We start from the raw sequence: 25,228 nt of genomic DNA on the forward strand, positions 1-25,228 counted from the left end.
TTTGCCATGATGGTTTCCTCGAGTATATGCGATCATACAGACAGATCGCAACATTGTTAAAATTTGATTTATGATACCATCTGACCATCAGATGGTATCTGGTAATACACTACCGCTAACAGATGATGAATTACTCGTCATCGTCCTTAGCTGTAAATTTCTTAATGATCTCGTCAGCAACGTTCTTCGGAGTTTCTTGGTATTTCAAGAATTCCATTGAATAAGTTGCACGACCTTGAGACATTGAGCGCATTTGTGTTGCATAGCCGAACATCTCAGCCAATGGTACTTCTGCACGAATCGACTTGGTGCCGCCTGGCAGATCATCCATGCCTTGAACCATACCGCGACGACGGTTCAAGTCACCCATGATATCACCCATGTAGTCTTCAGGAGTTTCTACTTCAACTTTCATGATAGGCTCAAGCAGCGCTGGGCTTGCTTGTAGGAAGCCTTTTTTGAACGCCATAGAACCTGCCATTTTGAACGACAATTCGTCAGAGTCAACGTCATGGTAAGAACCATCATATAAAGTGGCTTTGACGCCAACAACTGGGTATCCTGCGATAACGCCGTTTTTCATACGCTCTTGGATACCTTTGTCAACTGCTGCATGGTATTCTTTTGGAACCACACCACCGACGATTTCTTCGCTGAATTCATATTCAACATCGCCAGTAGGATCAAGCGGCTCAAGACGCAACCAAACGTGACCAAATTTACCACGACCACCAGTTTGACGGACAAATTTACCTTCAACTTCTACCGATTGGCGAATTGTTTCACGATAAGCTACCTGAGGCGCACCAATATTGGCTTCAACATTGAATTCACGCTTCATACGATCAACGATAATATCAAGATGAAGCTCACCCATACCTGAAATGATCGTTTGACCTGATTCTTCATCTGTACGCACACGGAATGAAGGATCTTCTTTCGCTAAGCGACCCAACGCAACTGACATTTTTTCTTGGTCAGCTTTGGTTTTTGGTTCAACCGCCAAAGAAATTACTGGCTCTGGGAATTCCATACGCTCTAGAGTGATGATGTTATCGTTATCACAAAGCGTGTCACCAGTAGTAACATCTTTCATACCTACCAAGGCTGCGATGTCGCCTGCACGGATTTCTTCAACTTCTTTTTGTTCGTTTGCGTGCATCTGTACGATACGACCGATACGCTCACGCTTCATCTTAACAGGGTTATAGACACTATCGCCTTGCTTAACAACACCAGAATAAACGCGAACGAAGGTCAAGTTACCCACGTACTTGTCATTCATGATTTTGAATGCTAGTGCAGAGAAAGGTGCTTCATCAGACGCTTCACGTGAAGCTTCAGTTTCAGCTTTATCATCCAAAATACCTTTGATCGCTTCAACATCATCAGGTGCTGGCAAGAATTGGATCACAGCATCCAGCATACGCTGTACGCCTTTGTTTTTGAACGCTGAGCCACATAGCATCGGCTGAATCTCGCTCGCCAAAGTACGGATACGCAAACCTTCGACGATGTCTTCTTTTGACAATTCGCCTTCTTCAAGGTATTTATCCATCAGCTCTTCAGATGCTTCTGCAGCAGCTTCGATCATGTTGGTGCGCCACTCTTCGGCAGTATCAACCAAGTCTGCTGGGATTTCACCATATTCAAACTTCATACCTTGAGATGCTTCATCCCAGATGATAGATTTCATCTCGATCAAGTCGACCACACCAGTAAAGCTTTCTTCTGCACCCACTGGAATAACGATAGGGACAGGATTGGCACCCAAACGCGTTTTCATCTGTTCAACAACGCGGAAGAAGTTTGCGCCTGTACGGTCCATTTTATTCACGAACGCCAAACGAGGCACTTTATATTTGTTAGCCTGACGCCATACGGTTTCAGACTGTGGCTGTACACCACCAACTGCACAGTAAACCATGCAAGCGCCATCAAGGACACGCATAGAACGCTCAACTTCTACAGTGAAATCAACGTGACCTGGAGTGTCAATAACATTAATACGGTGTTCTTTAAATTGGCTAGCCATGCCCGACCAAAAAGCTGTGGTGGCAGCAGAAGTAATGGTAATACCACGCTCTTGCTCTTGCTCCATCCAGTCCATGGTGGCAGCACCATCATGCACCTCACCAAGTTTGTGTGATACACCTGTGTAGAACAAAATACGCTCAGAAGTAGTAGTCTTACCTGCGTCAATGTGTGCCGAGATACCGATGTTACGATAGCGGCTAATAGGGGTTGTACGAGCCATAATTTTTCCTAGAAAAATTCTGTTTAATTTGGTAAATCTGTTGGCTGCTAATGATCACAGCCACACAGATTTTTGAGTATTGTTTTTGAAATAAATTTTCATAAACAATCGCAACAGAGAATGTATCAAAAAATCTTTGATCAATTCCCAATTAGAAACGATAGTGTGAAAACGCTTTGTTTGCGTCCGCCATACGGTGAACATCATCACGTTTTTTAATGGCTGCGCCTTTGCCTTCTGAAGCATCATTTAGCTCACCAGCTAAGCGAAGAGCCATTGATTTTTCAGAACGCTTTGAAGCAGCATCGGCTAACCAACGCATAGCCAAGGCAGTACGACGGGATGGGCGTACTTCCATAGGTACTTGATAGGTAGCACCACCAACGCGGCGAGCTTTAACTTCGACGGTTGGGCGAACATTTTCTAGCACTTCTTCAAAAAAAGCTACAGGATCTTGGATGTTCTTTTTGGCAACAACTGCCTCAAGCGCACCATAAACGATTTTTTCTGCAACTGATTTTTTACCATCAACCATCACATGGTTGATGAATTTAGCGATTGTTTGGCTGCCGAATTTAGGATCTGGTAGAATTTCACGGGCAGCGACGACACGACGTCTTGGCATAATAGTTTCCTTATCTCTTCAGGATTATCTGGTATAAAGCTAGGTTTAACCAGCCTTACTGCATGATTGGGTTTGACACACCAAACCCTGATTCACGCAAAAATGTCTTAGGCAAATGATTAGGCCTTAGGACGCTTAGCACCGTATTTAGAACGGCCTTGCTTACGATCTTTCACGCCTGCACAGTCAAGTGCACCACGTACGGTATGATAGCGCACACCTGGCAAGTCCTTAACACGACCGCCACGGATTAGCACAACGCTATGCTCTTGAAGGTTGTGACCTTCACCACCGATGTAGCTAGAAACTTCATAACCTGAAGTCAAGCGTACACGGCAAACTTTACGCATTGCTGAGTTAGGTTTTTTTGGTGTGGTGGTGTAAACACGAGTACACACGCCACGACGCTGTGGGCACGCTTGCAACGCAGGAACTTTTGATTTTTCCTTGATGGTTGTGCGACCCTTGCGGATTAGCTGGTTTGTAGTTGCCATAGGGCAATTTTCTCCCGTTGTTGTTAAAAATTCGCCATCAGCAAAGCGCCAATCTAAGTTGGCACTTTTAACCAATAACGTAAATCCCCATTTGGGGCAATATATTATAGGGCTAAATCAAGAAAACTTCAAGCAGCCCTATAAAATAAGTTAGGTTTTTGATGAGAATAATTCAAATCGCTATCAAAACATGACTCTTTGATAGCGATTTTTATATTATTCTTCAGTGGTTGATTCTTGGTTTTCAGTATTTTCAGCTGAGTCAGAAATCAAGGTGCTGCTTTGATTAAAACTATCTGAAAAGGTTGCCATTGCTGTGCCAATCACTTCATCAATCAGCTCATTATTATAATGAGCGCCCACTGCCACTGCTGAAATTGGTAGAATCTTGTTTAACCAATTTGGATTAAGATTATCTAAATTGACATATTTATCCAAATCCATAAATTGCTTGGCATAAGGCTGACTTTCGCGGTAACGCTCAGCCAACGCATCAAGCTGCGCTTTGATTCCAGTATGCTGAGCATTGGCAAGCATACTACTTCCCAGAGCCAAAGCTGTCAAAATCACTTGCTTTTCTTGAAGTTTTTCAAGATTGGCGCCTGATAGCACACCATAAGCCTTCTTGGCACCTTCTTTACCAGTCAATGGCTGATCATAAATTGCTGATAGCTGATAAACGGTGCGCAAGGATACCATCAATAGCCATGCTGTGTCTGCGACGACGCCTTTTAGACCTGCCAAGCCTGCGACACCGCCAAGCGTAGCAAGTGCACGATTTTGATTAGCGACATCTTCAGCAAAAGCATCACGCTCTTGAGCACTCATGGTATCGATTAAATCAAATCTTGGATCGTTTTTAAGGTCTTTGATTGCCCATGTGTTCGACCACTCAGCGACTTTGTTATAGACAGATTCACTGATGGCTTCAAATTTAGATTGCGGAACGACTTTGGCTGCGACATTCTTAGCCGCGACTGCTTTAGCACCAAATACTTGTCCTGCAAAAAAGCTACTTTGGGCATGAAACGCATCTTCATCAAAACTTCCGCGATCCAAATCAACGCCTTGATAATGCTTGGTTTTATTTTGGCTAACACCATACATGCCAGATAAATAGGCGCCCACTTTACCAAGTTTGGCAGTCAAGCCCTTGTCTTTATGCGTGGCTTCATACTCTTCGCCAGCAGCTTTGGCGGCTTGCAGGGATTCTTGAGCGCTAACTTGTAGCGCCTGTGCTTCTTCTTTGATGACTTGAGTCGCCAAATCGACATTTTCGGTGACTTCATTAATTTTATCAGTGGCACCAAATTTCTCGCCCAATTCTTGAACTTTTTCATCCAAGGCAGATTTACCTTGTTCAAAAAGCTGATTGAGTTTGTCTTTTGCGCTTTGAGCTGTTGATTGCGCTGAATCAGCAGCAGCGACCGAACCACTGACGACGGCAGCTTGAGCTTCTGTAATGGCGTCGTCAGCAGCCGTTTGGGCGTTTTGTTTGAGCTCTTCGCCTGAAGATTTTAAAGCATCTGCTTTTTGGCTCATCTGAGATTTAACTTCTTCTGTTTTATCCAAAGCGGCTTGCTTAATCTCATCGATTTTTTCACTCACAGTATTTTTCAAAGATTCGGTGGTGTGCTTGACATCATCGACGATATCTTCAACTTTATGCTTAGCCCCTTCAACCGCATGCGCAGCTTTATCTTTAAGCGCTTCTTTTTCTTGGTCAGCACTGTCTTTTAGGGAGTCGACCTGATCGAGGACTTGCTCTTTGATGGTTTCTAACTTATCTTCAACCGCTTGTTTGGCTGAGTCAAATTTTTGGGCAGCGTCATCTTTTAGCGATTCAGCTTCAGCTTTGGCAGCCTCGACTTTATCAGCGGCAGCTTCTTTTAACGCTTCAACTTTATCGGCAGCATCTTCTTGCAAAGACTCAGCCTGAGCCTTGATGTCTTCGACTTTATCCTCAACCAAGCTTTGAGCTTCCTCTACCTTATCTTGGGCTTGAGCTTTGAGATCTTCAGCTTTTTCTTCGGCAGTTTGTTGTAAAGATGCTGCTTGTTCCTTAGCTTGATCGACATTATCTTGAACAGCCTCTTTGGCAGACTCAAGTTTTTCAGACGCTTTGTCTTGCAGATTTTGTGCTTTATTCTCAGCATCTTCTTTGACTGCTTCAGCTTTTTGCTTAGCGTCATCGACCAAAGTCTCACCTGCTTCAGAGACGTCCTTCTCTTGATCCGCTTGGTCATTGGCTTTAGCATCGGTATCGTCGCTCGTATCAGTATCTCGAATGATCAGCACATCAGAGACGGCTTGATTTTCGATATCTACCTCAGCCACGATTTCAACATCGTCATGCTCAGCCACTTCTTGAGCCAATTCTTTGACTTGATCATCATAGCTGTGCTGTGTTTTTTTGGCGGCTTTGTGGGCGGATTTTTTATTTGATTTTGCCATCAGTGACATCTCCATAGTTGTGGCGCTGAGATCAGGGGATTTTTATAAAAGACCAAAAGTCATTTGCTTTTATCTATCGTATGCCCGTCTCATTAAATTGTGTGAAAATTATCAGAAATCATACTCTAAAGACTATCACAAAAACCAAACGACGCCTAGTAATAATATATAACATAAATGTTATTAAATGTTCATAAATACCACCACCAACTGACGCAATAGTGAATGTTTGGTAAATCCTTGCCCATCTTTGCTTATTTTCACCTATTTTTATGAAAATTTTGGGAAAAATTCCCTAAGTTTTAAAGAATTTGTTACAATAGCAAGCATTACAACTGTAAACTTTTTTTAGGATGAAATTATGAAACGTGTTGTCATCACAGGTGCAGGGATTGTGTCTTGTTTGGGTAATGATTTGGACACTGTCAAGCAAGCCTTAGAAAATGGACGCTCAGGCATTCGCTTTAAGCAAGAATATGCCGATTTGGGATTCAAATCATGCGTGGCGGGCAGTATTGATCATGATAGCTTGGACACCACAGGCATCGATCGTAAATTAAAGCGATTTATGAGCGACGCTAGCCTTTATGCGTATATCAGCGCTTTATCAGCCATCAAAAACGCAGGGCTTAGCATTGATGCTGTCGCCGACAATCCTAGGGTTGCGGTGGTTGCCGCGTCAGGCGGGGCTTCTACTGCAGATGTCATGGCGGCTGTGGATGCCATGCGCGAAAAAGGTCTGCGCGGCGTAGGCGCGATGGCAGTTCCCAAAATCATGGCAAGCTCGGTGTCTGCCACCTTGGCAACAGGACTAAAAATCAAAGGCACGTCTTATTCGCTGTCGTCTGCCTGCGCTACATCAAGCCACTGTGTTGGGCATGCTATGGAGCTGATTCAACTTGGCAAAGCCGACATCGTACTGGCGGGTGGCAGCGAAAGTGAGCATTGGACGCAGTCGTGCATGTTCGATGCCATGGGGGCGATGAGTACGCAGTACAGCGATACCCCGCAAGCAGTCAGTCGCCCATACGATCAAGATCGTGATGGCTTTGTGATTGCGGGCGGTGGCGGCATGGTCGTCGTTGAAAGTCTTGAGTCGGCACAAGCCCGCGGGGCGACGATCTTGGCAGAGATCACAGGCTACGGCGCGACATCTGACGGTGCAGAGATGGTCGCACCAAGCGGCGAAGGAGCGGTACGCTGTATGCAGATTGCGCTTGCTCAAGCTAGACTGACTAGCGTCGATTACATCAATACGCACGGTACCAGTACACCGCTTGGAGATATCACAGAACTCAAAGCAATCGCAGCCGTCTTTGGTGGCTCAGATCGGACGCCACCAATCAGCTCAACCAAATCCATGACTGGTCATAGCTTGGGCGCGGTGGGTGTCCAAGAGCTGATCTATTGTCTGCTCATGATGAATCATGGGTTTATCGCGCCGACCATTAATGTCCAAAATCTCGATGAAGGTGCCAAAGAGTTTGATATTGTTACCCAAACTCGCCAAACAGCGCTTGATAGCGTGATGAGCAATAGCTTTGGCTTTGGGGGCACCAACGCCGCTTTGGTTATCCAAAAATTTAAAGGCTAAGACAATCAGGTCATGGGGCAGCATCCCCATGACCTGATCAAATTTAAAACCATCCATCCAAATCTGACAGCTTTTGATTGTCTAAGCTTGGCTTAACATTCTAATCTCAGCTTAAAAGTCAAACCACACCCCCTTTTTCTTTTGTGCAATTTGTTTTACAATTTGCCTTTTTACTTGCCATTTTATAATGCTAAAACACCACATCGCCACCGCCTACACTCCAAGCCAAATCACCGCACTTATCGCCACATATCAGCCAGATTGGCAAGTATGTTTTTTACATAATGCGCATCGCCCTGTGATTGGGATTTGCCCTAAGGTTGCATGGACGGCTAGTTTTGATGATGGACTATCCCTTCACAAAAAAACACGACAAGACGATGAGATGGGCAGCTTGGATGAGCGCTACCCATCTACTTATGACGACTGGCAGCATGAGCTGATCATGTATGCCGATCAAGCCAGTGCCGATGCTCGCGGCTATGACTGCACAGATCATGGCAGCTATGTGCATGGCTTTATGGGCTTTATTGGCTATGATATATCAGCGCATCAGTTGAATCATCAGATTACCATCAAGCCCCATCAGCCTTGCGGCTATTTGGCGCATTATGACATGTATCTTCAGCCTGTCGAAGGCGGCTATGACTTCGTTGGTATGGGCAGCTGTTCTGAATTTTTTCAGCGAATTCATCATCAGCTGTGTAAGTTATTATGCCGCCCCTTGCCCACCGCATCACCTGTGGACTTTCAGCCCACTTGGACACAGGCAGAGTATGTCAAAGCTTTTGAGCGCACCCAAAACTATCTCAAAGCAGGCGATACTTATCAAATCAACCTCACCCAAAAGTGGCACGCCGATGCTTGTGATTTGGCAAGCCATTTACCCAATCTGCATCATGCCATGAATGCACCTTTTGCAGGGTTTTTAAAATTGGGGGAATTTGAACTGCTGTCTATCTCGCCAGAGCTGTTTTTTGAATTTCAAAAAACAGACGGCAAAATTCATCTGATTACCAAGCCCATCAAGGGTACGCGTCCACGCCATGCTGACCCCATCATGGATGACAAGCTTAGACAAGCGCTTATCAATAGCGAAAAAGACATCAGCGAAAATCTGATGATCGTCGATTTGCTCAGAAATGATTTGGGTAAATATGCACAAATCGGCACAGTCAAGACGCCCAAGCGCTTCGCCATCGAAAGCTTTAAAAATGTGCATCACATGGTCAGCACCGTCACAGCCACACTGAGCGATGCGCATCCCATCACAGTATTATTTGGCTCATTGCCAGCAGGCTCCATCACAGGCGCGCCCAAAAAACGTGCGTGCGAGATCATCCATGAGCTTGAAACCTCACCTCGTGGCGCGTACTGTGGCACGATGGGCTATCTGAATTTTAATGGTACAGGCAATTGGAATGTCCTGATTCGCACACTACAAAAATGGCAAAAATGTGAGATTTGGGCGGGTGGTGGCATCACCATCAAGTCTGATGCCAGCGAAGAGTATCAAGAATGCCAAGATAAAATTGGCACTATTTTGGCGCAAATATCCACACCAAAATAGTGCTTGATTTAAGGCTCAGATGGCTTTGGTTCTTTCGATCAGCCAGTCTTTGGCTGCACCACTGACACGATCAATCAGCTCATCATGCACGCGCTGATGATACTGATTTAGCCACGCCTTTTCACCGTCGGTCAAAAGCTCAATCAAAATCAAGCGTGTATCAAAGGGGCATAAGGTCAAATCTTCGAATTTTAAGAATGAGCCAAACTCGCTTTCGGCTGCCGAAACACATGCCAAGCAGTTTTCTAAACGAATACCCCATTGACCTTCGCGGTACAGACCTGGTTCATTGGTGGTGACCATACCACGCTTTAGCACACGCTCTGGCGATGGCGGCGCAAAAACAGAGATCACCTGCGGACCTTCGTGTACATTCATAAAATAGCCGACGCCATGCCCTGTGCCATGACGATAATCCAAGCCCTGCTGCCACAGATGCACTCGAGCCAGTGTGTCGACTTGTGATGACGCCACGCCATCAGGGAAATGCGCTTGAGCCAGTCCAATATGCGCCTTCAGCACATAAGTGACATCACGCTTTTCATCATCACTCACCTGACCGACGCTTGCCATGCGGGTGATGTCGGTTGTGCCATTATAATACTGTGCGCCTGAATCAATCAGTAAGAGCCCATCGCCTGTGATGGCGCTGTGACTGTCTTCAGTGGCTCGATAATGCACAATCGCCCCATTTGCCCTAAAGCCTGCGATGGTATCAAAACTGGGTGACACATAGTGTTTTTGGCGGCTACGCGCTTCGATGAGCATGCGATCGACATCCAGCTCAGTTAAGGGCTCGCCAACCGCTGTTTTGGTTTCAAATTCAGAAAAAAATTCACACAGCGCCGCACCATCTTGACGCATCGCTTCTCGGATGTGCTTAAGGTCTGCCTCGGATTTGATGGCTTTTAGTAGTGTACTTGGATTGACCGCATAAATCAGCTTGGCAGATTCAGGCAACTGCTTTAGTGTGCCTATTGCCACGCGTGCAGGATCAATCAAAAGCTTGCCCAGGATCACAGATACTGCGTCGCCGATCGCTTGATAGTCGGCAATTTGAACACCGATTTTTTCAAGCGTTGAGCGAATTTTTGGACTTAATTTCTCCACATCAACAAACAAAGTTGCCTTAGTATCATCAATCAATAAATGCGCCAAAAATACAGGATTAAACGCCACATCCGAGCCGCGCAAATTCAAAAGCCATGCAATGTCATCCAAACTACTAATCAGATGTGCATCTGCCTGTTTTTGCTGCATTTGTGCGCGCACTTGTTTAAGCTTATCTAAAGCGCTTGTATCCACAAATTCGGCAGGATGCTCATAGATCAGTGCCGTCGGGAGGCTTGGGCGATCTGTCCAAATTTTTGATAAAATATCCAGCTGTGTGACAAGTTCAATGCCTTTGTCCAAAAAAGCGTTTTTTAGATGATCATATTCATTGACCGATAATACATTACCATCAATGGCAACTTTGGCACCAGCAGGCAGCGCATCTGCCAAAAACTGTGCAAAGGTCGGCTGACCGATTTGCATTTTTTTAAGTTCGATGCCTGTACCTGCCAGCTGAATGGGCGCCTGCACCCAATAGCGACTGTCTGCCCATAGCCCTGCGAAGGTTTCGGCGATCACCAATGTACCCACCGACCCTGTAAACCCAGATACCCAAGCCCGACCCTGCCAATACTCAGGCAAATACTCAGACATATGCGGATCGGCTGAAGGGATAATCAGTGCGTTTATGCCTTCGGCTGCCATTGTCTGACGGGCAAGCTGGACGCGCTCTTGATGTTTATTTGTTGAATCTAACATAGCTCTTCCTTATTTTATCGTGATTAATCTGCATGAATCGATATGACCAAAGTCTCTAATTTTAGCATAAGTTTGGATATTTGCTGCATTATAAGACATCCGATTCAGCCAATCTTAAGATCTCAAATAATAAAATAAAAAACCCTTGTGGAGCACACAAGGGTTGAGAGTAAGAAAAAGAATTAGTTGCTCTGTGGTGCAGCCGCTTCCGCTTCAGTCGCTGCGGCTTGATCGGCAGGCGCGGCTTCGGCAGCAGGCGCATCGCTCGGTGCTTCTGCTTCTGTTTGAGCGTCAGTTGCTGGCTGTGCCGCTTCAGGTGCAGGCTCTGCTGCTTGAGCTTCAGCCTCTGACTGCGCTGATGGCTCTGCGTCAGCGGCGGCTGGCTGAGCCACTTCAACTTCGGCAGTTTCTGCCATTGCTTGCTCTGCCTTTGCAGGATGCTCGCCTGCAGGACGTAACCACGCCGAAATCGCAATACCTGCGATCATCACAAGAAAGAGCACAACGCCGATCAGTGCTGTTAACGATTCTTTAAGTGGGTTATTGTTTGAAGCATCATGTGCCATGGTTACCTGCCTAATCGAATAAAATGGGGGGGGTTAATTAATTTGGGATTTAACCTGAAATAAATTTTCCTTATTATATACCAAATTCTGTGTTTTTGTACAATTCCTTTTATCAATTAAGGAATTATTACACCAATCAGCGATCAGCGACACCTTCAGCGGTATAATATTTTTCTCGTTTGGCACTGGTATTGTTGAGTTTATTTGCCCAAATACTGAGCAAAATCAGCACAATCGCTAAACCCAAGACCGGATAGTGACCCCAAACCATATAAGGCGTGCGACCCACGTAGCTCGGCACCTCGCCTCGCAGCACGCCTCGCTCAAACTGCGGTATCTGACTGACCACCCGCCCTTGATGGTCGATCAACGCAGTGACGCCATTATTCGTTGCACGCACAAACCAACGTCCATTCTCCAAGCTTCTCATCTGCACCATTTGTAGATGCTGTATCGGTCCTGCCGTTGTGCCAAACCAAGCATCATTAGAAACGGTTAAAAGAAAATCGCTACCGAGTGCATTTTTGCGTGTCGTATCAGGATAAGCCACTTCATAACAAATCGCTGCACCAATTTTCTCGCCATGCTCACCACCGATCATCAGCGGATCTTGGTCATCATGGCCACGGCTTAGGCTGACCATGCCTTGCATCCCTTCAAGTCCTGGCAACACATCTAAAAGACCGCCCAGCGGAATGTACTCACCAAACGGTACCAACTGCTGCTTTTTGTAAACCGACACTTCATCGCGATCATGTAACATCACGCTATTATATAAAATTGGCATGACGCCCTCAACAGTTGGCATCAAGCGATACATGATGCCAGTCATCCAAGCGCTGCCAGCTTGGGACGCCTGCTGAGCAATGGCCTGAATTTGCCAAGCCGCCTCATCTTGAAACATCGTAATCGCTGCCTCTGGCCATACCACCAAATCACGCCCCCATTCAGACTGCGAAAGCCCTGCATAGATGCCAATGGTCTGTAGACCTGAGCCTTCTTGCCACTTAAGATCTTGCGGAATATTACCCTGTACGAGCGAGACGGTGGTGGTAGAGCCTGTTGGCTTCGTCCAATTTATCCCAATCACCGAAATAATCACAGCAGCGCCTGTCAAAACACCGCCAATGATTACATGTCCAATATTACGGCGAAATAGCTCTATGATGGCCGCCCCGATAAATACTGCCAAAAATGACAGTCCAAACACACCAAAAATCGGTGCAATGCCATTAAGCCAGCTGACTTCTGTAAAAGCATAACCCACAAAAAGCCAAGGAAACCCAGACAAAAACCACGTTTTCAGCCACTCTTGGACTACCCAAAATCCTGCAAAAGACATGGGCTGCCTGGCACTAAAGCGTACAAACGCCCATGCCATCAGCGCATGAAACAGCCCCATGACCAGCGACATCACCCCGATGAGCACAAGCGCCATCGCGGTAGGTACGCCGCCATAATAATGAATGGAGTGATACAACCAAAATGCGCCCACCGCCCAAGTGCCAAAGCCGTACAGCTCCCCCAACCAAAAAGCCTGCTTGGCACTTTGACAGTCCTTAAGCACCACGTATAGTAGCATAGGTGACAAAATAGCGACCGGCACCCAATAATATGGCGCCAATGCCAAACTAAAGATTGCGCCAGAAAATAATGCAATCATCGCTGCAGCAGCAAACGGCAGGCGTGATTGGGTGTTGGCTTTGGTTCTAAATGCAGCGGTGGCGATTCGGGTCATGAGATAATGATGATATTAAGAAATGATAAAACACCATTTTGCCCAATCGGTTGTATTCACAACTTAGGCAAAATGGCAATTGGGTAAACTGGCTATTAAAGAGCTTTTTAATCAAGGCGACATATTAGATTCATGCACTCGCAAGATAAATTTATGCGGTCATCACTTAAATGATTCAAAACACTCAAACACGCAGCCCAGCCTTGATACATCATAAACTAAGGCTGCTAATAACAACGTTTGAATCAACAAGTCAAACCAAGATCAGCGACCTTCTTGGACCTCAGCATCTTGTGTGGCGGTCTCTGCCGTCTCATCAATTTCTACTACTTCAGCGATCTGGGTGGTATCGCCGTCAGCGAATGCTTCAGGTACCACCTGCTCAATCGATGACTCAGACGAATCACTGGGCACAACAATTACTGGTTCGGCAGGCTCAGCCGACATAGGAACTTCTTTTTCTTCGACTGGCTCAGCGGTAGAGTCTTCAGTTTTTTGTGCACAAGCAGACAACGCCAACACAGCAGATATTGCCACGACTTGCCAAATGGTTTGTTTCATGGTGTCACTCCCTTACTTTTTAAGTAAATAGCCAACCTCATGACGCGACATGCGCTTTAAATGAGAGTGGTTTACAATTAGCTTAGTATAGCACAGTTTTTTTATAAAACCCTAATCTTAGGCGCAAGCTTAAACACTCAACACCCAAAGTCCGTCACCACCGATAAAGACTAGCTTAGTTTGCCATGACATTGTTTGTATTTAAGACCAGAACCACAAGGACAAGGCGCATTTCTGTTGATATGCTCAGGAATCACCAATTCATCATCAGGTATGATATGAGCATCCTCTGCCACCACGGGTGCGGCGGCGCCTAAAGTCAGGGTCATACGCTGAGTTGGGCGAGATTCTGCCTGATCCAGATCTGCATCTGGCGTTTGGCTGCCATCGAGATTTACCTCATTGTGCTCAAACATCATACGCATCTGCTCAGCCTGCTGACGACGCTGCTCCTCTAAGGCAGCAAGTTCTTCAGGCGTCGGCACATGTACGCGCGCCAAATCTTGGATCAAATCAGATTTGATCGCACCAAGCATCGACTGAAATAACTCAAATGATTCACGCTTATACTCTTGTTCTGGATTTTTTTGAGCATAGCTGCGCAGATGAATCCCTTTTCTTAATTGATCCATTTGGGTCAAATGCTCTTTCCAGTGGCGATCTAGGCTAGATAGCATGAAGTGGCGCTCAAGCTGCGCTGCTGTTTGTTCGCCCATCTGCTCACGGCGCGTCTGGTAGCGCTCTATGGCAGTTTCGATGATTTTGGAGCGCAAGCCGTCTTCGTCCAAGCGACGGTCGGCATCAAGCCAATCATTAATCGGCATATAAAAACGGAACGCCTCTTCGATTTCATCTTCTAAGCCATCAATATTCCACTGATCATCGATCGAACCTGGCGGCACAAACTGGTCAATCAGTGCATTATACACCTCGTGATGCATGGCTTTGATGCCTTCTTGCAAGTCCATCTCTGCCAACAAATCATCGCGCTGTGAGTAGATGACCTTACGCTGCTCATTGGCAATGTCATCATACTTAAGCAAACTTTTACGAGCATCAAAATCTCGTGCCTCAACCTTGCCTTGAGCGCCTTCGATAGAGCGAGAAACCATTTTATGCTCAATGGCTTCATCTTCTTTTAAGCCCATGGCGCGGAACATATTCGTAATGCGGTCGCCAGCAAAAATGCGCATCAAATCATCTTCAAGCGACAAGAAGAATCGTGACTGACCCGGGTCCCCTTGGCGGCCAGCACGTCCGCGCAGCTGATTGTCAATGCGGCGTGATTCGTGACGCTCAGAGCCAATGATATGTAAGCCGCCCGCCGCCAGAACCGCATCATGACGCGCCTGCCAAGCCGCTTGTGCCTCACTGCGCATCTCATCGGTGATGACTTCGTGCCCATCAAGCTCTGCTTGCCAATTACCGCCCAAAATGATGTCCGTACCACGACCTGCCATATTGGTGGCAATCGTTACAGCGCGTGGTCTGCCCGCCTGTGCGATGATGTCTGCCTCACGCTCATGCTGCTTGGCATTTAGCACATTATGAGTAATGCCTTCTTGATTTAATAAATATGACAACTCCTCGGATGCCTCAATGGTGGCAGTACCCACCAAAACTGGGGCGCCTTTTTCGGTGATTTGCTTAATCTCACGAATGATGCCTTGATATTTACCAAGTTTGGTCAAGAAAATCTGGTCATCCATGTCAATCCGCGCAATCGGACGATGGGTTGGGATGATCACCACATCCAAATCATAGGTAGACTTAAGCTCCGCAGCTTCGGTATCTGCCGTTCCTGTCATACCTGACAATTTATCGTATAAGCGGAAGTAATTTTGGAAAGTGGTGGTCGCCATCGTTTGGTTTTCGGCTTGGATTTCCACGCCTTCTTTGGCTTCGACCGCTTGATGCAGACCATCCGACCAGCGGCGACCTGGCATGGTACGACCTGTATTTTCATCAACAATAATCACTTCGCCATCTTGAACGATGTAATGAATATTTTTGACAAATAGATGATGCGCACGTATGGCGGCTTGAGCATGCGCCAATAAAGGCAAGCGTGCTGGGCTGTACAAGCTTTCATTTTCGCCAAGCTCACCGACTTCCACCAAAAAAGCCTCGATCTTTTCATAGCCTTTTTCGCTGATCTCAATGGTGCGGTTTTTTTCATCGATCCAAAAATCGCCATCGGTGTTGTTTTTATTTTCTTCTTCGTCTTTGGAGCGGACCAAACGCTCAACGATCTTATCAATCAAAGCGTACAGATGCGCTGAGTCTTCGGCTTGACCTGAGATGATCAGCGGCGTACGCGCCTCATCGATTAAGATTGAGTCAATTTCATCGATGATGCAGTAGTTCAGCGGACGCTGCTTTTTTTCACTTAAGCTAAATACCATATTATCGCGCAGATAATCAAAACCGTATTCGTTATTGGTGCCATAAGTGATGTCAGCACGATAAGCGGCAAATTTTTCTTGGGGCGGCTGCTGACTGTAGATCACGCCCACCGTCAAGCCCAAAAAGCTAAATAACGGACGGTTCAACTCGGCATCGCGGCTTGCCAAGTAGTCGTTTACAGTCACCACATGCACGCCTTTGCCACTGATGGCGTTCAGATAAATCGCCAAGGTCGCCATCAGGGTCTTACCTTCCCCAGTTTTCATCTCGGCGATCTTGCCTTCGTGCAGGGTCATACCACCGATCAACTGCACGTCGTAGTGGCGCATGCCATTGACGCGCTTAGATGCCTCGCGGCAAACGGCAAAAGCTTCCGGCAGCAGCTTATCCAAGCTTTCGCCAGCTTGGTGACGCTGCTTAAATTCCTCAGTTTTTTGGCGCAATTCTTCATCGGACAGTGCCTGAATGCCTGCTTCATAACTATTGATTTTGGTGACCACTTTGCGCATACGCTTAAGCTCGCGGTCGTTTTTTGTGCCGATGACTGTGCTGATGATTTTTGTAAACATACTTAATTTTCCGTCAAGAATAGATCACTTATCTATTCCAATGGGCAAAGGGTTTTGTCAGCTTAAACCAGTGAACCAAACTGTCAAAAACGCCCAACCAAATTATAATTGTGAAAATACTTGATCTGCCGCTTCGATGGTTTTATCCAGATCTTCATAGGTGTGTGCTGCACTCATAAATGCCGCCTCAAAGGCTGATGGTGCCAAATAAATGCCCAAATCTAACATGCCATGAAAGAATTTGGCGAATTTTTTGGCGTCGCAGCGACTTGCAACATCATTAAAATTCTTTGGCAACTGATCGGTAAAGAAAATACCAAACATACCGCCCACCGCGCACGTCTCAAAAGGTACACCATGCTTATCAGCGGCCGCTTTTAAGCCCTTGATCAGATAGTCGGTCTTTTTGCTAAGCGACTCATAGAATCCTTCACCAGTCAGCTCATCAAACATCGCCTTGCCTGCACGCATCGCCAATGGATTGCCTGATAAAGTCCCTGCTTGATAGACGCCGCCAAGTGGTGCGATACATTCCATAATCTCGCGCTTACCGCCAAACGCACCAACCGGCAAGCCTGCGCCAATGATCTTACCAAAGGTCGTCAAATCAGGCGTGATGCCAAAATGCGCCTGTGCGCCGCCCAGTCCAACACGAAAGCCCGTCATGACTTCATCAAAAATCAGCACCACGCCATGCTCGGTGCACAGGCGGCGCAGCGCTTGATGAAACTCATGGCTTGGGATTACCATGTTCATATTGCCAGCGATCGGCTCTAAAATCACGCAGGCAAGCTCATCGCCAAATTTCTCAAAACACGCGGTCAGCGCTTCGATGTCATTATATGGTAAAGTCACCGTATGCTTGGCAAAATCTGCAGGCACACCCTTTGAAGTCGGCTCACCGATATCAAGCATCCCCGAGCCTGCCTTGACAAGCAGACTGTCAGAGTGCCCATGATAACAGCCTTCAAATTTGACGATCTTATCACGACCTGTATAGCCACGCGCCAATCGAATCGCGCTCATCGTCGCTTCTGTGCCTGAGCTTGTCATGCGTAGCAAATCAATGCTTGGGACGATTTGACAAATCAAATCCGCCATCGTCGTCTCAGAAGGCGTCGGCGCACCAAAAGACAATCCATCTTCTGCGGCAGCTTTCACCGCATCGATGACTTTATCATGCGCATGACCCAAAATCATCGGACCCCATGAGCCGACATAGTCAATATAAGCATGACCTTCGGTGTCATAAATATAAGCGCCTTTTGCACGCTGCACAAACACTGGCACACCGCCCACGCCGGCAAAAGCACGCACAGGCGAGTTAACTCCCCCTGCGATGTGGCGTTTGGCGTCATTGAATAATTTTTCATTGGTTGGGCGAATGTGTGTCATGGCTGCGTCCTTATGATACATTAAATGAAGTTGAGACAATTAAGCTTTTTTGACGACCGAAGATTTGAGCTTCATGGCACCAAAGCCGTCAATTTTACAATCGATATCGTGATCATCAGGGGCATCATAAATCAGGCGAATGGATTTGACTTTTGTGCCAACTTTGATCGGCGTGCTTGAGCCTTTGACCTTTAAATCCTTGATCACTGTCACCGCATCGCCATCCTGGAGCACGTTACCGACGGCATCTTTGATCACAGCAGCTTCATCGGCTTCATCACCTTCTTGCCACTCGTGAGCACACATGGGGCAAATCAGCAGCGCGCCATCAGCATAAGTATAAGATTCATGACATTTTGGGCAGGCAGGTAGGCTCATGATATCACCTTAAATTGATTCTCAATAAAAAACTTAACTGCTTATTGTAACCGATTTTAGGGGTTAATTGTTATGTTCACTGGTATTTTGTACAAAAATTTAACATCTGCCATCAAATTTATCCTATAATTTGATCAAACAATCCCTATATTTATGATAATAACTGTTTAAAAAAGAGACAACCATGACTGATTTTTGTTATTTTGAGATGACAGGCGCTGACAGCGAAAAATTTTTGCAAGGACAGATCACAGCAGATATCGCTGATATTGGCGAGCAGTTTTTGCCGACAGCGATATGTAACCTTAAGGGTCGTGTACAATTTGGACTTTGGATTGTGCGCACTTTGGCAGGTTTTGGTATCGTTGTGAGCGCCGATATGGCACAGGCTTTGGCAATGCACATCAAAAAATTTGGCGCATTCTCCAAAATCACCCTATCGTCAGCCGAGCCAATCTATCCGCACATCACAGACGGTCAGCCAACCTTTGACCATCACCAAAAAAGCGATGTTCAGCAATGGGAGCGATTAAGCATCGAGACAGGCAATTATTGGCTGACTGCCAATACCAGTGAGCTGTATCAACCCCAAGAACTTCGCCTGCACCAAAAAGGAGGGGTGGCGTATGATAAAGGATGTTATTTGGGTCAAGAGATTGTCGCGCGTCTGTATTTTAAGGCTCGCCCAAAGGCTTATTTGCACCGTATCTTAGGCAAAGGAGAGATGCCAGATGCGGGCAGCAGCATAGGGTCTGTCAGTGTGGTTAATGCCACAAAAACCGATTTGGGCTATGAAGCCTTAGTCATCGCACGCCCTGCAGATTTGGCAGATTTTGAGATTTTGCCGCTGCCAGAAGCTCTGCAGGCAGATGTGGGACGATCAGACTAAGCCTTATGATCATATAAGACTAATAAAAAACGGAAGTAAACAACTTCCGTTTTTTAAGCATTCTCCACCTGTGGTATGAGCACCAGCTCCAGCAAATGGATAAATCGCGCCTCAACATCAACTACCGTGATTTGCCACTCATCAATCTGCACTACCGCCCCCTGAAGGTGGCTGACAAACCCAAGCGCCTGCATCACAAGTCCGCCCATGGTATCAACATCAGCATCATCAAAATGACTGCCCAGAATCTCATTACAATCACTGATCAAAGTAGATGCCTGCACAAGCCAAACACCTGGCTTGTCAGGATGCGGGATGATGTTATTAATGTCGCTGTCTTCATCAATATCATCATGCTCATCGACGATATCTCCGACAATCTCCTCTAACAAGTCCTCCATCGTCACCACGCCCGACACCGACCCAAATTCATCCACCACGATCGCCATATGCACTTGGGCTTTTTGTAGAGAGCGCAACAAAGTGTCTGAGCGTGCGGTCTCACTGATATATAGCGGCTTTCGCACAATATCAGCCAGTTTGAGCGGCTGCTCTTTACCGTCAGCTTTGGCTTTTAGGTACGGTATCAAGTCCTTAATCAGCAAAATCCCGACCACGGCATTATCATCCAAACTGTCAAGCACAGGATAGCGAGAGTGCTCAGTCTCTAAGACTACCGACAAGATGTCGGATAAGTCATCGTCGCTTGCCACAGCATGAACCTGAGGGCGCGGCGTCATAATCTCACGCACTTGGGTTGCCGGCAAGTCAAGCACCCCCTCAAGCATATCCACCGTATCAGGCTCCAAAAACTGGCGAGAGTCTTGAACCAGTTTCAACAAATCGTCTCGCGTTTCGGGTGCGGTGGACAGCCAGCGCTTAAGCCCGCGCATAGACCAGCCGCTCGAATTGTCATCAGACATAGACGGTATAATTTAACCTCGTGTTATCATTAAAATCATGGCGCATTGATTGCCTTGCTACAATTTAGCGTATCATCAGGTTTTATTCAAGTGCTTTTGACAAAATCACAGACATTCACCAATTTTATCAAACTTGCCAATTTTTTTCTTTCAACGATGTTAAGGCTTAACCCATTTAACCACTCGCCTTTCGATGTCTGCATCGCTCATCCCAAGCTCACTGACGCAGCGACCTGCAACAGACACCTTAGCAAACCCTGCGCCATGGTTTTGAGTGCCGTTAAGCAGTCGATGCCAAGGTGGCAATCCTTGACCAAGATAAAGCCGCTTATAGGCGCAGTGGCGCGGCAGCCAAAGCATCTGAGGCATCATCTGCGCCGTCAGACGGATACAGTCGGGCACAAAACGCTGCCGTTCTGCATAGTTTTGGCAATGCCCCGTTTTGGTATCCAAAAGTTGGCACGCCACATCGGTGTACTCTGTGTATTTGGCATCGTCATCGTCAAGAAATTTCACCAAACAGCACGCGCCGCACCCGTCGCACAGCGCCTCCCACTCTGCATCCGTCAGCTCATCAAGACAATAATTTTCCCAAAATTTAGGTCTAAGCTCATCACTAATCATGACACCATCATATTTTCATAAAATTGACTTTATTGTACCGTAAAATTTGAGAAAATTGGCATAAAAACCTTGACTTGACGAAGGCAGCTTGTTAAGTTAAACAAACCAAACGCCGTTCTAGAGGTCGCAAAATGATGCAGCTTTGGGGCGTTTTTGTGATACCACCAAACCAATAAGGATATTTTTATGACAATAACGACTCGCACGCTCACCACCACTGCGCCCGATGGCACACCATTACTCAGCTACATTGCCCTACCAGAGAATACCGCCAACACAGGTAAGGCGCGGACAGTTTTGGTAGCGCCTGAATGGTGGGGCGTTGTCGAACACCCAAAAACAGTTGCTGAGCGCTTGGCAGCTGAGGGGTTTGTCGCGGTGGCTATGGATGTCTATGGCGAAGGTAAAATGACCACAGACGCACATCAAGCCAATGAATGGATGACTCAAATGCTTGAGCATTCTGATGAGCTGATGAATCGCTGCCAAGCCATCTATCACGATGTGGCTAATCTTAGTGAAGTGGATAAAGAGCGTATCGGTATCGTAGGATTTTGCTTTGGCGGTAAAATTGCCTTAGACATGGCACGACTTGGCTTGCCCCTAAAAGCGGTGGCGACCTTCCATGGTAATCCTGCGCCCATCACGCCTGCCACCAAACAAAAGTTCGTCGCCAAAGTCTTGGTTGCGCACGGCAAGGCTGACTCTATGGTCTCAATGGAGGCAATCGACGGTCTTAAAAAAGAGCTTGAGGCAGCCGAGGTTGACTACCAAATCGATATCTACGAAGGCGCAAAACATGGCTTTAGTAACCCACACGCCGATGAGCGAGCTCGTGAAAACGGTGTTGATTTGGGTTACCATCCACAAGCCGCCAAAGACAGCTGGGCAAAAATGATCGCGTTTATGAATGATACTTTATAAATGCGATGCCTTAGCACAATCACAAAAATAAAACCATCTGCTTAAGATCAAGCAGATGGTTTTATGAATTAACGATGGCTTTAGCGCTTGGGTGGCGCATTTGCCAAAATCTCAGTCAAAAGTCGCCAATACACCGCCACCGACTCAATATGCACCATCTCATCAGGCGAGTGGGCATTTTTGATGGTTGGACCGATTGAGACGATGTCCATATCAGGATGGCTTTGCTTGATCAAACCACACTCAAGCCCTGCATGGATGACCTTAATATCAGGCTGATGACCCAAAATCTGGGCATAAAGCTGGGTGGTGATCGGCGTGATCACTGAATTGGCATCTGGATTCCAGCCCACATAATCACCAGCAAACGCGATTTGCGCCCCTGACAGATGCGCAATGCTTGAGAGCGTATCACAGACCGCATCTTTGCCCGAATCAACCAAAGAGCGGATAAGCAGCACACACTTAAGCGCATCATCATCCATCTTAAGCTGCCCAAAGGACAATGATGTCTCCACCGTGTCTTTGGCAAGATCGCTTTGGCGCACCACACCGCTAGGCAGCGCATTGATGAGATGAATGGCTTGAAGAGATGACGCCCAAGTCAGCGCCTTTTGATCAGGCTTAGCAGTCTCAATGATCGCAGTAAAGTTTGGCTCGACTTGCTTAAACTCTTCAAAGATTTGAGCGGTGGCGTGATTGATGGCGTCTGTCAGCGCGGACAAGGACGACTGAGGGCAGCTGATCACGACTTGGGCTTCACGTGGAATGGCGTTTCTTAGCGTGCCACCTTTGATGTGGCTGATGGCAAATTGTCCGTCAAAGTCGCCCAACAGCTTAGCCAATACTCTTGCCATCAGCTTGATGGCATTGCCACGGTTTTTATCGATATCCAGTCCTGAATGTCCTCCGCGCAGCCCTTTGATGGTTAGGCTTAGCGCAGCATCAAAGGAATTTTCTTGCCATGTCAGTGGCAAGCTGAGATCCGCATCGATACCGCCCGCACAGCCAATATATACCTCACCGATTTCTTCGGTGTCGGTATTGACCATGATTTTTGAGGTCAGTTCATTGGCTTTTAGCCCAATCACCCCAACCATGCCTGTCTCTTCGGTCATCGTCAGTAGTACCTCAAGCTCAGGATGCGCCAGTGAATCATCTTCAAGGACTGCAAGACAGCTTGCCATGCCGATGCCATTATCCGCCCCTAAAGTCGTGCCTGTCGCCATCAGCCATGCGTCATCATCAGGATGAAGACGAAGGCGAATCGGATCTGTGGCAAAGTCATGTAGCGTACCTTCATTGGCTTGAGGCACCATATCTAAGTGCGCCTGTAAAGCGATCGGCTCACGATCTTCGTAGCCTTTGGTCGCTGGTTTTTTGATGATGACATTACCAATGCCATCTCGGCGAGCAGACAGCCCATGCGCCGTCGCCCACTCGATGATATCAGCCACCAAAGCTTCTTCATGAAAGCTTGGATGCGGTGTCGCACTGATGCGACTAAACCAGCGCCACAACAGCATGGGATCAAAATCTTTGACAACATTTAAGTTATCTTCATAAGCCGCCAAATTAACAGTCATCTTATTTCCTTACCATTACAATTAAAAAATATCAAAAAATCTCATTCAAATTATCCAAACTACCAAAAACAAAAACAGGCTAGGCATCAAGCACATAGCCTGTTTTATGATGATTTGGATTATACGAACACTTGATCAGCCGCACCCTTAAAGCGCTCAACCGTCCCTTTAACATCGGTCAATTTATCAAGCCCAAACAAGCCAATGCGGAAGCTCTTATAATCGCTTGGCTCATCAACCTGAAGCGGCGTGCCAGCAGCGATTTGGACGCCCACTTTGGCAAAGGCGGCACCTTTATGAATCTCATCACTTGAAGCATGGCAAACGATCACGCCATAAGCTTGGGCGGAGGGGTCAGCGACACTTTGGACGCCTTTGGCATTTAGCACCGCCAAAATCTCTTGACCAAGGGTGATTTGGGCTTGTTTTAGGGTGTCATAGCCGATCTGTTTTGCTTCAAGCAAAGTATCACGCAGCTGCTTTAGACCATCGGTTGGCATGGTGGCATGATACGCATGTCCGCCATTTTCGTAAGCACTCATGATATTTAACCATGCTTTTAGGTCCAAAGAAAAGCTTGATGGTGTACTTGCCAAAACAGCCTCTTTGGCAGCCTCCGACAGCATCACTAAGCCAGCACACGGCGTGCTTGACAGACCCTTTTGAGGTGCTGATAAAAGCACATCAATGCCCAGCGCCTTCATGTCAAGCCAGATGCATCCAGAAGCAATACAGTCAATGACAAGCAGCCCACCGACCGAATGCGTCGCCTCAGCAAGTGCACGAATATACTCATCTGACAGCATCATGCCAGAGGCGGTTTCAACGTGAGGGGCGAACACGATGCCTGGGCGGTGCGCTTTGATATAGGCGGTGACCTCGTCAATATCGGCAGGCACAAACCCATTTTCACCCTCTTGGATATGCGCCTTAAATACATGGCTAGATTTAGCAACGCCAATCGCTTCTAAAATCTGCGTCCAGCGGTAGCTAAACCATCCATTTCTGACGATCACAGTATCTTGACCAGCCGCCAAAGCTCTGGCAACCGCTTCCATGCCTGCCGTGCCCGAACCTGGCACGATGGCGACCGCATCGGCTTGAAATAGTGACTTTAACTCAGATGACAGATCCTTCATTACCTGCTGAAACTGCGCCGACATGTGGTTCAGCGCGCGATCAGTATAAACAACAGAAAACTCCAATAATCCTTCAGGGTCAATATCTTTTCTCAGTGCTGGCATGATCATTTCCTTATTTTATTCAATCAATAGCCACTAATGTACCAAGCCAAGCTCAAAAAATCAAGCCACTTCCGCTGATTTAAGGCAGGTCTTTTGATCTTCTAAGCACCTAAGTAAGTACCTAAACTGTCACTTTATTTAAATACCCAAACTACCTTTATAAACAAAAAAAACCTTGGCTTTTATCAGCCAAGGTTTTTTATGCATCCAAACTGCCTAATTTCAATCAAATTCAGAGTTGATCAAAGCGCATCAGATCAGTTGGTGGTTTGAGCTTCAGCAGGCGCTTGAGCTTCTGCGACAGGCTCTTGAGCAGGTTCTGCAGCCGCTTCGGCATCTGCCACTTGGGCGTCCTCTTGAGCGACTGGCTCTTGGGCGGCAGCATCAGCGCTTGTGTCCGCTGTGGCTGTCTCGGTAGTCATGGTAGGTGCACCTTCATCCTCAAACACCACTTCTTCAGCTTTTGGAGCATTAGCCAAAGCAGCTGATTGCGCTTCTTCAACACGATCCACGGCGTATACTTTTTCATGGTTGTTACCACAAGCGCTCAATGCCAAAACAGCAGCCATTGATGCAGTCACTGCAAAAAACTTCATACCTTTACTCCAAAATTAAAGAC

The 25,228-nt window shown here is 46.8% G+C and carries 20 protein-coding genes; 4 read left to right on the top strand and 16 right to left on the bottom strand.

Translation table 11 applies throughout. The annotated features are described in order from the left end of the window. Positions 1-130 precede the first annotated feature (130 nt). The 4 genes from fusA to B0180_RS03960 all read right to left on the bottom strand — a co-directional run bounded on the left by fusA (position 131) and on the right by B0180_RS03960 (position 5,830). Positions 131-2,257, bottom strand: coding sequence for an elongation factor G (gene fusA, locus B0180_RS03945; RefSeq protein WP_078255772.1), 2,127 nt, complete (start codon positions 2,255-2,257; stop codon positions 131-133). A 151-nt stretch (positions 2,258-2,408) separates the two neighbouring features. Beyond that, positions 2,409-2,882, bottom strand: a complete 474-nt coding sequence (gene rpsG, locus B0180_RS03950; protein ID WP_003656378.1) for a 30S ribosomal protein S7 — start codon at positions 2,880-2,882, stop codon at positions 2,409-2,411. Positions 2,883-3,001: 119 nt separating this feature from the next. Next, positions 3,002-3,376 (bottom strand): 30S ribosomal protein S12, encoded by a 375-nt coding sequence (gene rpsL / locus B0180_RS03955; RefSeq protein ID WP_003656377.1) that lies wholly within the window; start codon positions 3,374-3,376, stop codon positions 3,002-3,004. A gap of 216 nt (positions 3,377-3,592) precedes the next feature. After that, positions 3,593-5,830: an EcsC family protein gene (locus B0180_RS03960; protein WP_078255773.1), complete on the bottom strand. Its 2,238-nt coding sequence runs from the start codon at positions 5,828-5,830 to the stop codon at positions 3,593-3,595. Between the two features lie 361 nt (positions 5,831-6,191). On the opposite strand from B0180_RS03960, the gene B0180_RS03965 reads away from it, so the two are divergent. Together B0180_RS03965 and B0180_RS03970 are read left to right on the top strand one after the other, a co-directional pair. Beyond that, positions 6,192-7,424 (top strand): beta-ketoacyl synthase N-terminal-like domain-containing protein, encoded by a 1,233-nt coding sequence (locus tag B0180_RS03965; protein ID WP_078255774.1) that lies wholly within the window; start codon positions 6,192-6,194, stop codon positions 7,422-7,424. 187 nt (positions 7,425-7,611) lie between these two features. Further along, entirely contained in the window at positions 7,612-8,994 is a 1,383-nt protein-coding gene (locus B0180_RS03970) for an anthranilate synthase component I family protein (protein ID WP_078255775.1), read from the top strand. Positions 8,995-9,009: 15 nt separating this feature from the next. Here the strand turns inward: B0180_RS03970 and B0180_RS03975 are convergent, their stop codons facing one another. The 7 genes from B0180_RS03975 to B0180_RS04005 form a co-directional block, all read right to left on the bottom strand. Next, entirely contained in the window at positions 9,010-10,806 is a 1,797-nt protein-coding gene (locus tag B0180_RS03975; RefSeq protein WP_078255776.1) for an aminopeptidase P family protein, read from the bottom strand. A gap of 182 nt (positions 10,807-10,988) precedes the next feature. Further along, positions 10,989-11,372: a hypothetical protein gene (locus tag B0180_RS03980; RefSeq protein WP_078255777.1), complete on the bottom strand. Its 384-nt coding sequence runs from the start codon at positions 11,370-11,372 to the stop codon at positions 10,989-10,991. 136 nt (positions 11,373-11,508) lie between these two features. Next, on the bottom strand, positions 11,509-13,110 hold the full coding sequence (gene lnt, locus B0180_RS03985) for an apolipoprotein N-acyltransferase (RefSeq protein ID WP_233424920.1): 1,602 nt from the start codon (positions 13,108-13,110) through the stop codon (positions 11,509-11,511). A 264-nt stretch (positions 13,111-13,374) separates the two neighbouring features. Further along, the gene (locus B0180_RS03990) at positions 13,375-13,671 is read right to left on the bottom strand and encodes a hypothetical protein (RefSeq protein WP_078255778.1); all 297 of its coding nucleotides are present in this window, start codon (positions 13,669-13,671) and stop codon (positions 13,375-13,377) included. A gap of 170 nt (positions 13,672-13,841) precedes the next feature. Next, entirely contained in the window at positions 13,842-16,646 is a 2,805-nt protein-coding gene (gene secA, locus B0180_RS03995; RefSeq protein ID WP_078255779.1) for a preprotein translocase subunit SecA, read from the bottom strand. Positions 16,647-16,748: 102 nt separating this feature from the next. After that, entirely contained in the window at positions 16,749-18,041 is a 1,293-nt protein-coding gene (gene hemL / locus B0180_RS04000) for a glutamate-1-semialdehyde 2,1-aminomutase (RefSeq protein WP_078255780.1), read from the bottom strand. 39 nt (positions 18,042-18,080) lie between these two features. Next, complete coding sequence (locus B0180_RS04005; RefSeq protein WP_049238225.1) at positions 18,081-18,419, bottom strand: zinc ribbon domain-containing protein YjdM; 339 nt, start codon at positions 18,417-18,419, stop codon at positions 18,081-18,083. 184 nt (positions 18,420-18,603) lie between these two features. Here B0180_RS04005 and ygfZ point away from each other — a divergent pair, with 184 nt between their 5' ends. Next, positions 18,604-19,308 carry a CAF17-like 4Fe-4S cluster assembly/insertion protein YgfZ gene (ygfZ, locus tag B0180_RS04010; protein WP_078255781.1) on the top strand — a complete coding sequence of 235 codons (705 nt, stop codon included), beginning with the start codon at positions 18,604-18,606 and terminating at the stop codon, positions 19,306-19,308. Between the two features lie 53 nt (positions 19,309-19,361). Here the strand turns inward: ygfZ and B0180_RS04015 are convergent, their stop codons facing one another. Together B0180_RS04015 and B0180_RS04020 are read right to left on the bottom strand one after the other, a co-directional pair. Beyond that, the gene (locus tag B0180_RS04015) at positions 19,362-20,231 is read right to left on the bottom strand and encodes a CBS domain-containing protein (RefSeq protein WP_078255782.1); all 870 of its coding nucleotides are present in this window, start codon (positions 20,229-20,231) and stop codon (positions 19,362-19,364) included. Between the two features lie 159 nt (positions 20,232-20,390). After that, positions 20,391-20,855, bottom strand: coding sequence for a YcgN family cysteine cluster protein (locus B0180_RS04020; RefSeq protein ID WP_078255783.1), 465 nt, complete (start codon positions 20,853-20,855; stop codon positions 20,391-20,393). Positions 20,856-21,041: 186 nt separating this feature from the next. Between B0180_RS04020 and B0180_RS04025 the strand changes: the two genes are divergently transcribed. Then, on the top strand, positions 21,042-21,779 hold the full coding sequence (locus B0180_RS04025) for a dienelactone hydrolase family protein (protein WP_078255784.1): 738 nt from the start codon (positions 21,042-21,044) through the stop codon (positions 21,777-21,779). A gap of 80 nt (positions 21,780-21,859) precedes the next feature. Here B0180_RS04025 and B0180_RS04030 read toward each other — a convergent pair whose 3' ends face one another. The 3 genes from B0180_RS04030 to B0180_RS04040 form a co-directional block, all read right to left on the bottom strand. After that, complete coding sequence (locus B0180_RS04030; protein ID WP_078255785.1) at positions 21,860-23,365, bottom strand: aminoacyl-histidine dipeptidase; 1,506 nt, start codon at positions 23,363-23,365, stop codon at positions 21,860-21,862. Positions 23,366-23,484: 119 nt separating this feature from the next. After that, complete coding sequence (locus tag B0180_RS04035) at positions 23,485-24,609, bottom strand: pyridoxal-phosphate-dependent aminotransferase family protein (RefSeq protein ID WP_078255786.1); 1,125 nt, start codon at positions 24,607-24,609, stop codon at positions 23,485-23,487. 257 nt (positions 24,610-24,866) lie between these two features. Then, a complete protein-coding gene (locus tag B0180_RS04040; RefSeq protein WP_078255787.1) occupies positions 24,867-25,205 on the bottom strand; it encodes a hypothetical protein in 339 nt (112 codons plus the stop codon). Positions 25,206-25,228: the final 23 nt, after the last annotated feature.

This window comes from Moraxella canis (assembly GCF_002014965.1).
Lineage (GTDB): Bacteria > Pseudomonadota > Gammaproteobacteria > Pseudomonadales > Moraxellaceae > Moraxella > Moraxella canis.